Origin of the sequence: Rhizobium sp. NPDC090275, assembly GCF_044772225.1 — a bacterium.
Classification (GTDB): domain Bacteria; phylum Pseudomonadota; class Alphaproteobacteria; order Rhizobiales; family Rhizobiaceae; genus Rhizobium.
In genome coordinates, this window is record NZ_JBIVYL010000008.1 from 208008 (window position 1) to 221629 (window position 13622).

The window sequence follows — 13622 nt, forward strand, 5'->3', positions numbered from 1 at the left end:
GAGCGGGGTTCCGTACCAGATGTTGTGACGTCGATCATCGCAGGCAACGTAGCCCCATATGTGCGCAAATCACGTCCCACTCCCTTCAGGAGTATCGAGCCTCGTCGCGATCGTGACCCGGGCGCCATAGGCCTCCCGCATCTCGCTTTCCTCGCCCGGCCGGCGATCGGCGGCGTGGTGGAGCAGCGTCGAGGTGTATCCCGCAGCATGCGATCCATGAAGCAGCGTCACATCGGCATTGCCGGGATTATAGGAGCGCTCGAACCAGTCGACCGGTTGCTGCAGAAAATTCATCTCGAATGCACGGTTGGTAACACCGTGGCCGACGATGATGACGGTGTCGTCGCCATTGCGGGCGTCGTGCAGTGCCGTCTGGATAAACAGGCGCATGCGCTGGGCGACATCGGCACGGCTCTCGCCGTCCGGCGGCCGCGCGTAGAACTTTCCGCTGTTGTTGCGCAGCCGTGCCCATTTCTCGAACTCGTCGGGAAATTTTTGCCTCTGCTCCGCATGGTCATAGATCTCGGTGAACAGGCCGAAATCCTGCTCGCGCAACAGATAGTCTTCCCGGACCTTGCCTATGAGATCAGACGGAAGAACCTCGAGCAGCGCGTCCTTGGTCTGGCGCGTTCTCAAGAATGGCGAATACCAAATCTGCAGCTGTCGGACGTCGGCCAAGGTTCTGAGGTGGGAAGCTATCGCCACGGCCGCGCCAATCGCCTGCCGGTGTCCCCACCTGGTCAGCGGGACATTGTGATCGCCGAACTGGCCGTAAGCCCGCTCATCAAGATTGCCGAGGGATTCGCCGTGGCGAACGAGAAAGATGCGCATCATGCGGCCCGGATTGTCCGAAATGGAATCGCCGTATCATGAACGGTGCGGCCGCCCGGGGCAACGCCGTGGATGTCGGGCCCGAAGGCCCGACCCGTTATCGACGTCGGCGCAGCTCGCTGCGCAGGACGAAAACCAGAAGGCCGGCGACCATCGCGGCGAGCGCAAACCAGGTGAGCGCATATTGGAGGTGGTTGTTCGGGAAGCTGACCTGCGTCAGCCCGCCAACGGGAAAACCACCCGCATTGGCCGTGGCATCGGCATCGATGAAGTAAGGGGCGATATCGGTGACCCCACGCTTGGCGGCCATCGCGTCCACGTCGCGCGAGTACCATCGGTCGTTCGCGGGATCGTTCGACTTGATGAAGGTGCCGCCCGGCTCGTTGAGGCGGAGCAAGCCGGTAATCTTGACGGGGCCGGAAACCTGGCCGTCGAGGCGCGTGTTCACATCGCGCTTGTCCGTCGGCACGAAGCCGCGGTTGATCATCACGGATGTCCCGTCGGCAAGCGTCAAGGGCGTGATCACCCAGTATCCGGCGCCAAGCGTCGTCGCCGCGTAGACGAGGCTTTCCTTGTCGTTCTGCAAGGTGCCTTCAGCCGTGACGCGGCGGTATTCGTCATTTTCTTTGGTGATATTTCCCCAGTCAGCGCGGGCGGGGGCGGCCACCGGTTCGGCATGGATGCGTTGATCGACACGGGCGATCAGATCCAGTTTCCAGGCGCGGCGTTCGACCTGCCAGACACCAAGCGCGAAAACCGCGCAAAGGACAACGACGAGGAAGCCGCAGAAGATCGTCAGTGCGATCGCCGAACGACGTTTGGGGGCTTGGTCTGCAGGGGAGTTTGTCAAGGTCTTAAACCGTAACGGGCGGCGTTGCCGCCGCCCGTCCATTGTGCCCGTCAGGGCATGTTTTTCATCATTTCCGGGTTCATCGGCATCATGTTCGTATTGAGATGATGCATGACCCAGAGCGAGCCGGAGAGTGCGATGACCACGAGCAGGATCGTGAAGATCAGCGCCAGCAACGTCCAGCCACCCTCGGAGCGAGAGTTCATGTGCAGGAAGAAGATCATGTGAACGACGATCTGGATCACGCCGAAAATCATGATCAGGGCAGCGGTGACAGCCTTGCTGTCGAAGACGCCTGCCATGACCAGCCAGAACGGAATAGCCGTCAGGATGACCGACAGGACGAAGCCGATCATGTAGCTTTTGAAGCTGCCGTGCGCTGCTTCATGCCCATGGCTGTGCCCATGATGGGCTTCGTGAGCATCCTCGTGTGCGGGTGCGTGCGAACTCATCCGAGTACTCCCATAAGATAAACAATCGAGAAGACGCCGATCCAGACAACGTCGAGGAAGTGCCAAAACATCGAAAGGCACATCAGGCGACGCTTGTTCTCAGGGATCAAGCCATGCATCGAAACCTGGACCATTAACGTCACCAGCCAGATGATGCCGAAGGTGACGTGGAGACCGTGCGTGCCGACCAGCGTGAAGAACGCCGACAGGAACGCCGAACGCTGCGGGCCCGCACCTTCGTGGATCAGGTGGATGAACTCGTAAAGTTCGAGCGCGATGAACACGGCGCCGAACACGCCGGTGACGGCGAGCCAGAACAGTGTTTCAGCCTTCTTTGCCCGCTCCATCTGTAGCATGGCGAAGCCATAGGTGATGGAGGAGAGGAGCAGCATGGAGGTGTTGACCGCCACCAGCGGCAGATCGAAGAGATCTGCCGGCGACGGGCCGGCCGCATAATTGCGGCCGAGAACGGCGTAGGTGGCGAACAGGATCGCGAAGATCAGGCAGTCGCTCATCAGGTAGAGCCAGAAACCCAGCATGGTGCTGTTTTCCGGATGATGCTCTTCCGTCAGGTAGAATTCGGGCTTTTCAGCCGTATCGATTGCAGAGTTGCTCATGATCTTACACCTGCTCGGCAAGCAGCTTGGTGCGCTTGTCTTCCGTTTCCACGACTTCCTCTACGGGGATGTAGAAGTCACGCTTGTAGTTGAACGTGTGACCGATGGTGATCACGAGCATGGCGACGGCCGAGAGCACGACGAGCCACCACATGTACCAGATCATCGCGAAGCCGAAGACGACGCTCAGAGCACCGAGGATGACACCGGTACCGGTGTTCTTCGGCATGTGGATCGGCTTGAAGCCTTCCGTCGGACGGACGTGGCCGCGAGCCTTCATGTCGTACCAGCTGTCATGGTCGTAAACGATCGGCGTGAGCGCGAAGTTGTAGGCCGGAGGCGGCGACGAGGTCGACCACTCGAGCGTACGGGCACCCCACGGGTCGCCGGTCGTGTCACGCAGCTCTTCGCGCTTCAGGAAGCTGACGACGAGCTGGATCAGGAACGAACCGATGCCGAGCGCGATGAGGAAGGCGCCGAAGGCAGCGATGATGAACCAGATCTGCAGTGACGGATCTTCGAACTGCGACATGCGGCGGGTTACGCCCATCAGGCCGAGAACGTAGAGCGGCATGAAGGCGAAGTAGAAGCCGACCAGCCAGAACCAGAAGGACATCTTGCCCCAGAACGGATCGAGCTTGAAGCCGAAAGCCTTCGGGAACCAGTAGGTCACGCCGGCCATCAGACCGAACACCACGCCGCCGACGATGACGTTGTGGAAGTGGGCGATGAGGAACAGCGAGTTGTGCAGCACGAAGTCGGCAGGCGGGATAGCCAGCATGACGCCGGTCATGCCGCCGATGACGAAGGTCACCATGAAGCCGATCGTCCACAGCATCGGCACTTCGTAGCGAATACGACCGCGATACATCGTGAACAGCCAGTTGAACATCTTCGCCCCTGTCGGGATGGAAATGATCATCGTCGTGATGCCGAAGAAGGAGTTCACGCTTGCGCCCGAACCCATGGTGAAGAAGTGGTGCAGCCAGACGAGGTACGACAGGATGGTGATGACGACGGTGGCGTAAACCATCGAGGCATAACCAAACAGGCGCTTGCCGGTGAAGGTTGCGACGACTTCCGAGAAGATGCCGAAGGCAGGCAGCACGAGGATGTAAACTTCCGGGTGACCCCAGATCCAGATGAGGTTCACATACATCATCGGGTTGCCACCAAGATCGTTGGTGAAGAAGTTCGTGCCGGCGTAGCGATCGAGCGACAGCAGCGCGAGCGTTGCGGTCAGGATCGGGAAGGAGGCGACGATCAGCACGTTGGTGCAGAGCGAGGTCCAGGTGAAGACCGGCATCTTCATCATGGTCATGCCGGGCGCACGCATCTTAACGATCGTCGCGATCAGGTTGATACCCGACAACGTCGTTCCGATACCGGCGACCTGCAGGCCCCAGATGTAATAGTCGACGCCAACGCCAGGGCTATATTCGACGCCCGAGAGCGGCGGATAGGCCAGCCAGCCGGTACGCGCGAATTCGCCGACGAACAGCGACATCATGATCAAGACCGCGCCGGCCGTCGTCATCCAGAACGAGAAGTTGTTCAGGAAGGGGAAGGAGACGTCGCGTGCGCCGATCTGAAGCGGAACCACGAGGTTCATAAGACCAGTAACGAACGGCATGGCCATGAAGAAGATCATGATGACGCCGTGGGCCGTGAAGACCTGGTCGTAGTGGTGAGGCGGGAAAATGCCGGGATTGCCGTTGAAGGCCATCGCCTGCTGGGTACGCATCATGAGGGCGTCGGCAAAGCCGCGCAGCAGCATGACCAGAGCAAGAATGACATACATGATGCCGATCTTCTTGTGGTCGACGCTGGTGAACCACTCTTTCCAGAGATAGGTCCAGAGTTTGAAGTAGGTGATGAGACCGAGGACCGCGATCCCGCCGACCACGACCGCGCCAAACGTGGCGACGAGAATTGGCTCGTGATAGGGGATTGCCTCGATCGTCAACCGGCCGAAGATCAACTTCAGAAGGTCAGGATTGGAAAACATGGAGTAACCCGTTCATTGGTGTCTTTTAGACGCAAAGCGCCAGGTTGAATTATTTGGTCGCAGCAGGCGCGCTCGCGTCGGACGACGGCATGGTATGGCCGTCGTGCTGCATGGTCATGGCAGGTGCGGCCGTCGCGTCGGAAGCGTTCTGCATGCCCGGCATGTTGTCCATGCTCTCGGCACCGTGCGCGGGCGCGTCCTGCGATTCGCCTGCAGCCGGAGGATGGAAACCGTCGATTGGCTCACCTTCGAATTTCAGCTTGTCGCGGTTCTCATGGCTTTCCTTGCCGGCGCCGCCCATCATGTCGATATGCATCATTTCGTTCATGCACATTTTGCCGGGCGTGGCGCACATGTTCAGGATCGCGTTGTAGAGATCCTTGTCGGCGGTGGCGTAGTAGCGAACCGGCTCGCGCTCGCTCGGACGTTCGAGCTTGAGATAGGCGTCGCGGTTAAGCGCGGTGCCCTGGTTCTTGACCTGAGCCACCCAGCTTTCGAAACCCTGCTGGTTCATGCCGTGGAACTTGAAGCGCATGTGGGAGAAGCCGGCGCCGCTATAGTTCGCGGAGAAACCGTCGTACACGCCTTCCTTGTTGATGACGGCGTGCAGCTTGGTCTGCATGCCGGGCATTGCGTAGATCTGGCCAGCGAGTGCGGGGATATAGAACGAGTTCATCACTGACGACGCGGTGATCTCGAAGTTGATCGGAACATCGACGGGAGCCGCCAGTTCGTTGACGGTTGCGATGCCCAGTTCCGGGTAGAAGAACAGCCATTTCCAGTCGAGAGCGACGACCTGGACGGTCAGGGGCTTTACGTCGGCGGGAATCGTGCGCTCCGCATCGATGCGGTCGAGCGGACGGTACGGATCGAGCTTGTGCGTGGTGATCCAGGTGATCGCACCCAGCACGATGATGATCGCGAGCGGAGCGGACCAGATGACCACTTCGAGGCGCGTGGAATGATGCCATTCCGGATCATACGTGGCGGAGGTGTTCGACTGGCGGTAGCGCCAAGCGAAAAACAGCGTCAGACAAATCACCGGGATGATGATCAACAGCATCAGCAGGACTGACACGATGATCAGGTCTCGCTGTTGCATGGCGATATCGCCGGAAGGCGACATGACCACCAGGTTACATCCTGCGAGCATGAAAAACAGCGGCAGAATGACGAGATGGCGGGAAAACTTTGACAGCTTTTGCACGTCGTTATTGCTCTTTTTGTTTCGTCCGATCCGCGACTAAAGCACTATAACTTGTAGCAACATGAGGTGTTTGGTCGCAGCGCAGCAGAATTGCCGCAGTGCGGGATACGACGGAGCGCGTGCGATGTCAAAAACTTGAAGCGGCGAAAAGAGGCATTTTTTGCACGCCGCCGCATTCGTGCAACTATATATCCCCGAAAGCCCCTTCGACCACCGTTCAGGGCCTTATTTTAGCGCTTTCGCGCACAATTCTTCATGTGGCGCTAATTTTCGAAGCCGGTCATAAACTATTTCTGCATTCCACCCTTGATAAGCACGACAGTTAGTTCAAAATCTTACCTGAGACGCTTTGCCGCAAGCGTCTTAACGAGGGAGGCGTTTTGAATATGGCTACTGTGACTAACTATGGTCCTTCGTCCACGTCCATGGAACGTGACGCGAGACAAATTCATGCTGATAAGCCGGTGTCGCCGGGCAGCATTGCAATCGGTGTCGTCATTGGACGCACATCCGAGTTCTTCGATTTCTTCGTCTACGGGCTGGCCTCGGTGCTGGTCTTTCCGCAGCTTGTCTTTCCGTTCGCGCCGGACAGGTTGACAGCCACACTTTATTCCTTTGCGATCTTTTCGCTTGCATTCCTGGCTCGTCCCGTCGGTTCGGTGGTCTTCATGACGATCGACCGCCTGTATGGCCGCGGTACCAAGCTCACCATCGCCCTGTTCCTGCTCGGTGGATCCACCGCATCAATCGCGTTCTTGCCGGGTTATAGTGAGATCGGCGCCTGGTCGATCGCGCTTCTGGCGCTGTTCCGATTGGGGCAGGGTTTCGCGCTCGGCGGCGCCTGGGATGGCCTGGCGTCGCTTCTGGCGCTGAACGCGCCGAAGAATCACCGCGGCTGGTATGCGATGATCCCGCAGCTTGGCGCGCCGATCGGCTTTGCACTGGCAAGCCTGCTGTTCGGCTACTTCGTCGCCAATCTGTCGTCGGAAGACTTCCTCAGCTGGGGCTGGCGCTATCCGTTCTTCGTCGCTTTCGCCATCAACGTCGTCGCGCTCTTCGCGCGTCTGCGCCTGGTGATGACGACGGAATTCGGCACGGCGCTGGAACAGCACGAGCTCGAAGCCGCACCGATTCGCGATGTCGTGCGCATCCACGGTCGCGATATCCTGATCGGCGCCTTCGTGCCGCTGGCAAGCTTTGCGATGTTCCACCTCGTCACGATCTTCCCGCTTGGCTGGATGAGCCTTTACGGCGATCAGCCGATCGGCGCTTTCATGCTGGTGCAGACGGTCGGCGCCATGGTCGGGATCCTGACGATCATCGCGTCGGGCCTGATGGCTGACCGTATCGGTCGGCGTGGGCAGCTCGCCGTTTGCGCGGTGCTGATCGCGATCTTCAGCTTCGTCGGCCCGATCATGCTCGGCTCGGGCTCGAATGGCCACGATGCCTTCGTTATCATCGGCTTCGGCGTTCTCGGACTGTCCTTCGGCCAGGCCACGGGGTCGATCTCGTCGCGCTTCGGCCGGGGATACCGCTACACGGGTGCGGCGTTTACGTCCGACCTGGCTTGGCTCGTCGGCGCCGGCTTCGCGCCGCTCGTCGCACTCAGCCTGTCCAGCCGCTTCGGCCTGACCTTCGTCGGCTACTACCTGCTGTCGGGTGCGATCTGTACGCTGGCTGCTCTGGCCTTCAGCCGGGCGCTCGAACAGCGCGACTGATTGATTGCCGCGAATAAAGAAAGCCCGCCAGAACTGATGTTCAGGCGGGCTTTTGCGTTTCCGCTTAAATTGCGAGGGGTCGTCTAATTCACCGCTTCCGGCTTCTTTGCCGCGCGCGCGGCGGTCAGTTCGGCAGTCGTGTGGTTCAGACGATCCGCTAGAACGCGCATGATCTCGACGGCCATCTCGGGAAAGTCGCTCAGCAGCTTCAGGAAATGCTCCTTGCTGATGCGCAGCACTTCAAGCGCCGACGTGGCGCGAACGGTTGCGGTACGTGAGACGTCGCAGAGGATCGCGATCTCGCCGACGATCGAATTGGGATCGACGTCCGCAACCTTGATGTCGCCAGCGGGCGAGCGAACGAGAATATCGGCTGTTCCCGAGAGCACCACATAGGCGGCGTCCCCTGGGTCGCCTTGTCGGAATAGATCCTGACCGGCGCTATATGTCATGCGATCCGAGGTGAAGGCCAAAAGTTTGAGCTTGGCTGGTGCAATCCGCGAAAAGATCGGCACGCGCCGCAGCATCTCGACTTCGTCTCTCAGCAGCATGAGCTTATTTTCTCCCTGCGCGCTCGCGGCGCGCTTGCTAGAATGACGTGCGTCCTTTTTGGCAGGACGTCACTTTTGTAGCCCCTGTAGAATATTACGATAACAGTTCCTTGAACATCCTGTTCTGTTCGGAAAGTTCCGGAAAATTCCCGGCCTCGACTAGGCTTCCACGGTCGAAAAGCAGGATTCGATCGAAGAGCGCGGCCAGTCTGGCATTCGAAAGAACCCAGACGATCGCCGGCCGCTCGCCCTCGTGATGCAGCTCGTTGACGAGATTGTTGGTGATCTGATCCTGCACGCGCTGGTCCAGCGCTGACAGCGGCCGGTTGAGAATGATGTAGTCCGAACGCCTGAGCAGCGTTCGCGCCAGGTTCAGCTTCTGGCGCTGGACCATCGTCAATCGCTTGCCGCCGGAGCCGACATCGAACTCAAGGCCGATCGACAGCACATCGTCGAAGAGATCGAGCGTTTCGAAGAGGCCGACCATGATCGAGCGGATGCTCTCGGAGGCGTCGGCGCGCTGGTAGGCGATACGACCGAACAGGACGTTGTCCATCAGGCTCGCCGACGAGATGAAGTGCTCGGGATCGTACCGCTCGATGACGGCGGCGAGATCATCCGGAATATTCTCGTGGAACTGCTTGCGTGCGCTGACGATCTTGGCCGTCAGCTCGTCGGTCAGGAGACCGAAGCGGTGGCGGGGTTCGATATAGGCGAAGCTCAACCGGATGATGGCCGAGCGTTCTTCCGGCGTGGCATCGTCGAACTTGCGGCTACTGAGCTTCTGCAGCAGCGCCTGATAGGTCGGAATGTCGTCCGCCGTCATGAAGGTCAGCTGCTGGAAGAAAGGGTGGTCCGGCGGCAGGTCGTGGAAGAGTTCGACCGCGTTCTCGGCGATCTCAAGGCCCATCGCGTAGAGGTCGTTGCTCAGTCCCGTTTCCCGGAACAGTGTCTGGAAATAGGGATGCGCCGCCAGACGCCTGTTGTTCATGATCGGCCGTTTCATCGAGCCGAAAAGCAGGTTCTCACCGACGGTGGCCTGCGCGTTGTAGCTATCGAAGTCGAAGGGTACGACGATGTTACCGAGCTCCGACTGCTGCATCTTCTCGCGGAGCGCCGCACGCAGATCGACGATATGCTCTGCAAGCTTTGTGTGGACGTGCGTGTCGACAGTCGAGCGCAGCGCGAGATCAAGAATGTCCTCGGTGATTAGCACGGCGTCGAGAGCCGGCCGCATCGCCGTCAGGATATCGCCAGGACCCGTGGCGCCCGCCGCGCGGTAGTCCACCCAGTCGCTGTTCGGGTCGAGCGTCGGGTTGCCGGCCTTGATCGCTTCCAAGGCATGCCACTTGGCTTCTTGGGCCGTCTGCTCGTCGTATTCGGGATCCTTCAGCGGCGCGTGCTTCAGGCCATAGAGAAGGTTGTCGCGCAGCGTTCCCTGGAAGAAATAAAGATCCGACGAGGCATAGGAAATCCGGCGGCCCGAAACCGATTCCGGCAGTTCCAGCAAATCTTTTCCATCGATGGTGATACGGCCTGAGTTAGGCCAGACCACCCGGCCGAGCGCTTCGGCGAAGGCTTCCGCCCCGCTCGAATTAGGGCCGACGACGGCGACCGTCTCGTTCGGCTTGATCTCGACGGAGACGTGATCGATCAACTTGGCGCCGCTATCGTCGCTGACGGCAAGGTTGGTGACGACGATCGGTGCGGCTAAAGCCGCGACCTCTTCAATGGCGACCTTGTGGATGCTGTCGTCGATCAGCGGCTCGACATTGAACTGCTCGTAGACCTGCTGGTACTTGACCTGCACGTCCTGGCGCATCTGGTCCCAGTCGATCAGTTCCTTCAGCGGTCCCGGCAGATCCTTGTAGGCGCTGATGACGGCCACCAGCTGCCCGATATCCAGCCGCCCCTGAAGCGCCAGATAGCCGCCGATCGCGTAGAACAGGAATGGGGTGACCTGCGCCAGGAAGTTGTTCAGGAACTTGACCAGGAACTTCCACTGATAGAGATCGTAGCGGATCGAGAAGATGAGACCGAGGCGCGCGGCGATGTCGGCGCGTTCGAGGTTCGACGTGTCGTTGCCGTGGATCGTGCCGATGCCATCGACGATCTCGCCGACACGGCCGGAAAGCTCGCGCGCTGTCAACTGGCGCTGGCGACCGAGTTCCAACAGTCGCTTGCGCATGCGGGGGATGACGACGGCCTGAACGCCGACGATCGCAGCCGCGATCATGCCCAGCCAGAAGTTCTGCACGATGATGAAGGCGAGCGCCGTCAGCGCCTGGCCGCCGAGCAGGGCGGGCGAGACGAAGGCATCCCCGGTGAAGCCGCCCATGGGCTCGACTTCGTCCTTGATCATGGTCGCGATTTCAGCGGACTTCACGCGCTTGAAGTGGTTGGGTGGGAAACGCAGAACCCGGTCGATCAGCTGAAAGCGGATACGCCGCAGCATGCGCTCGCCGAGCCGGCCCTTGTAGGTGTTGATGTAGAACTTGAAGAGACCGTTGAGGACGACGAGCGCCAGGAAAACCAGGCTGAGCGCCATCAGCATCTGCTCGCGGCCGAGCTGGACGCCCTGGAAGAACTCCACCTTTCCGATCAGCGGGAAGGTGTAGGACAGATGCATGAAGGTCTGCGTGGCGCCTTCACCCTCGAAGCCCGAGCCCTGAATAGGTCCATTGACGATCTGCTTGGGCAGGTCGAACGACAGGAAGTAGGGCACCATCGAGAGCGCGACGACCGCCAGAATCCAAAGCTGCTGCAGCCGCGTGTTCGACCAGATATATCGCGCGAGGCTTTTTTCCATTGCTAACCGTCGATTGTCGGGAAAATTTGAGACATCAATCCTGCACGAGAGGGCGGTGGTACCGAGAACAGGATCATGCTACCGGATCGCTCAATAAAAACAACGCGAAGCGGCGTGTATTACTGGATGCCGATTCACGCGAGAGTCTGTTTTATATCACATGATTTTCATAAAGGGCGAGAGTTTCACGCGAGCATAGCGCGAATGATTTCGGCCGTTCGTTTGGCGCCTTCGAGATCGATATCAAGATCGACGGTGCGACGGTTGGGGGCCGCAAGCGCTGCACTCACCGCCGCCGCCACATGATCCGCTGTCAACCCTTTTTCGGGCAGCAACTCGGCCAAGCCGAGCTTGGCAAGCCGCTCGGCCCTGACGGTCTGCTCGGTCTCCCCACCCGCCACGAACGGGATCAGGATCGGCCGGCAATCGGTGCGCATGAGGTCGCCCACCGTGTTGTAGCCCGCCTGCGAAATGGACACGCGCGCGGCGCCGAGCAACGAGGGGAAATCCTTGCGGAACCGGACGAGCGTGACGTTGGATGGGATCGCTTGCGACAGCGTCGCGAAATCCGTCTCCGGCAGGTTCGGGCCGCTGATCAGCAGCCAGCGCAGATCAGCCGGCAGCATTTTCGCGGCTTGGCCGGCTGCATTCAAAAGCTCCATCCCAACCGCGCCACCACCGGCGGATGCGATGATGTCGAATATCTCCGATGCCGGCTCGGGCGGAGGCGGCGCGACGATCCCGGTATAGGAGACCTTGTCGGCGATATCAGCAGTCAGCGGGAACGTGTCTTCCAAGCGGATGAAGTCGGGATCGCCATGAACGAGCACGCCATCGAAATGCGCCTGCACGAGCTTCACGGTTTCGGCATCGCGACCGGCCTTGCGGTTTTCCTGCAATATGTCGCGCACGGAGCTCAAGAGTCTCGGTCGTGGGCTCGATGCCTCGATCGCTTCGATGAGCGGTAGAAGTTCGAAACGCATCTGCCTGCGGCCAAAAGGAAAAGCCTCGATGATGACCACGTCGGGGCGCGCATCGCGAAACGCCTGCAGCAACAGGTCCCGGCGCCGATCGAGAAAATCCTGATCGACCGCAACACCCCGTTCATCGGCGAGCCCGGAAAAACCGGCATTGCTGGCCACCACCGGAGGAAGCGCCACCGTCTTCAGCCCCGCAGCCGGGAAACCCGCGACAGGCAGCCCGCCAGTCACGACGGTGACATCGAAGCCATCGTTTTGCAGGGCATTGGCGATGCGGCTTGCGCGCGCGATGTGGCCTATGCCGAGCAGGTGCTGAACGTAGAAGAATACCCTCGGAGCGCTCATGATGCTTTCTGCCACTCCTGTTGGAACAGCTGGCTGAGCTGGACGATGCTGGCATTGTAGTCGAAGTGGCTGCGCACGCGCATCTCGGCAGCGTCGCCCAGCCTCTGCCGCAAGCCGGGATCGCGAATGGCTATCTCAAGCGCTTTCGCCAGCGCCTTGGGATCATCTGGTTCGACCAGAAGCCCATTCTCGCCATCGACCAGCAGTTCCGGCACGCCGGACACGGAGGTCGAGATGCAAGGCAGACGCTGGCTGGATGCCTCGACGAGAACGTTCGGCAATCCGTCGCGATCGCCATTGGCCGCGATGCGGCAGGCGAGGGCGAAGAGATCGGCGCGGCGATAGTGATCCAGAACCTCCTCCTGGGCGAGCGCGCCCTTCCAGGTAATGCGCTCGGAGAGCTTGAGTTCGCTCGCCAGCGCCTTCAGCTTGGCCAGTTCATCACCGCCGCCGATATGCTCGAAACGCCAGTTCAGATCGCTGGGCAGGAGCGCAAGCGCACGCAGCAAGGTGTCATAACCCTTCTTCTCCACCGCGCGCCCGACACTGAGCAGGAACACGGGCTTCGTCGGATCGCTGCCATCCCCGCCGGATCGTTCGCCGGGGAAATGACCGAAGCGCGCCAGATCGAGACCGTGATAGCTGAGATGCACCGCGTCCTTGCGCGATGTCAGCGTGCGCATGTGCTGGTAGCCATTGCGGGTGCAGGTCACGGCCCATCGGGCGCTGGAAAGCTTTTCCGTCAGCTCCCAGTCGGGCGATGTCCAGATGTCCTTGGCATGGGCCGAGCAGGTCCACGGCACGCCGGTCAAAAGGCTCGCATATTCTGTGACGGAGGCGGGCGTGTGGATGAAATGCGCGTGCAGCCACTCTCCGCCGTCGGGCCATTCATGGGCGAGCACCATTGCCTGGCCAAGCCGGCGAAAGCGATTGCGCGAGATATCGCGCGGCAGGTCCTTGAAGAAGCGCTTCATCAGCGCGCCAAAGCCCGGCTTCCTGAAGCTGGCAAGCAGCCCCTTCAGCACCCTGAGCGGTTCTTCGTGCAGATATTCCGGCAGGTAGACGACGCGGGCCTTGATCTCGTCATGGACGGGATGGCGCTTCTTGTCGGTCGGGCGGCGCATGGAGATCAAGGTCAGGTCGAAACCGGCCTTCTCGAGACCGAGCAATTCCTGCGCGATGAAGGTTTCCGAAAGGCGCGGATAGCCCTTCAGGACGACAAGCAATTTCCGGCGTGGCGGCAATGATGCGACT

General features: G+C 60.2%; 11 protein-coding genes. 1 reads left to right on the forward strand and 10 read right to left on the reverse strand.

The window, feature by feature from the left end:
* Positions 1-69 precede the first annotated feature (69 nt).
* From ACIQUB_RS21100 to cyoA, 6 genes are all read right to left on the reverse strand, one after another.
* Positions 70-831, reverse strand: coding sequence for a histidine phosphatase family protein (locus ACIQUB_RS21100; protein WP_402931990.1), 762 nt, complete (start codon positions 829-831; stop codon positions 70-72).
* 97 nt (positions 832-928) lie between these two features.
* Entirely contained in the window at positions 929-1681 is a 753-nt protein-coding gene (locus tag ACIQUB_RS21105) for an SURF1 family protein (RefSeq protein ID WP_402931812.1), read from the reverse strand.
* A 50-nt stretch (positions 1682-1731) separates the two neighbouring features.
* Complete coding sequence (cyoD, locus tag ACIQUB_RS21110) at positions 1732-2133, reverse strand: cytochrome o ubiquinol oxidase subunit IV (RefSeq protein ID WP_018896978.1); 402 nt, start codon at positions 2131-2133, stop codon at positions 1732-1734.
* Positions 2130-2750, reverse strand: coding sequence for a cytochrome o ubiquinol oxidase subunit III (gene cyoC, locus ACIQUB_RS21115; RefSeq protein ID WP_402931814.1), 621 nt, complete (start codon positions 2748-2750; stop codon positions 2130-2132). The genes cyoD and cyoC overlap by 4 nt, the downstream gene beginning before the upstream one ends.
* A gap of 4 nt (positions 2751-2754) precedes the next feature.
* The gene (gene cyoB / locus ACIQUB_RS21120) at positions 2755-4758 is read right to left on the reverse strand and encodes a cytochrome o ubiquinol oxidase subunit I (protein ID WP_402931816.1); all 2004 of its coding nucleotides are present in this window, start codon (positions 4756-4758) and stop codon (positions 2755-2757) included.
* 49 nt (positions 4759-4807) lie between these two features.
* Entirely contained in the window at positions 4808-5965 is a 1158-nt protein-coding gene (cyoA, locus tag ACIQUB_RS21125) for a ubiquinol oxidase subunit II (protein ID WP_402931818.1), read from the reverse strand.
* Positions 5966-6351: 386 nt separating this feature from the next.
* Between cyoA and ACIQUB_RS21130 the strand changes: the two genes are divergently transcribed.
* Positions 6352-7683 carry an MFS transporter gene (locus ACIQUB_RS21130; RefSeq protein WP_402931820.1) on the forward strand — a complete coding sequence of 444 codons (1332 nt, stop codon included), beginning with the start codon at positions 6352-6354 and terminating at the stop codon, positions 7681-7683.
* An 83-nt stretch (positions 7684-7766) separates the two neighbouring features.
* Here ACIQUB_RS21130 and ACIQUB_RS21135 read toward each other — a convergent pair whose 3' ends face one another.
* The 4 genes from ACIQUB_RS21135 to ACIQUB_RS21150 all read right to left on the reverse strand — a co-directional run bounded on the left by ACIQUB_RS21135 (position 7767) and on the right by ACIQUB_RS21150 (position 13612).
* Positions 7767-8234, reverse strand: coding sequence for a cyclic nucleotide-binding domain-containing protein (locus ACIQUB_RS21135; protein ID WP_209192443.1), 468 nt, complete (start codon positions 8232-8234; stop codon positions 7767-7769).
* 94 nt (positions 8235-8328) lie between these two features.
* The gene (locus ACIQUB_RS21140) at positions 8329-11043 is read right to left on the reverse strand and encodes an ABC transporter transmembrane domain-containing protein (RefSeq protein WP_402931823.1); all 2715 of its coding nucleotides are present in this window, start codon (positions 11041-11043) and stop codon (positions 8329-8331) included.
* Positions 11044-11228: 185 nt separating this feature from the next.
* A complete protein-coding gene (locus ACIQUB_RS21145; protein WP_402931825.1) occupies positions 11229-12368 on the reverse strand; it encodes a glycosyltransferase family protein in 1140 nt (379 codons plus the stop codon).
* Positions 12365-13612 (reverse strand): glycosyltransferase, encoded by a 1248-nt coding sequence (locus ACIQUB_RS21150; RefSeq protein WP_402931991.1) that lies wholly within the window; start codon positions 13610-13612, stop codon positions 12365-12367. The genes ACIQUB_RS21145 and ACIQUB_RS21150 overlap by 4 nt, the downstream gene beginning before the upstream one ends.
* Positions 13613-13622: the final 10 nt, after the last annotated feature.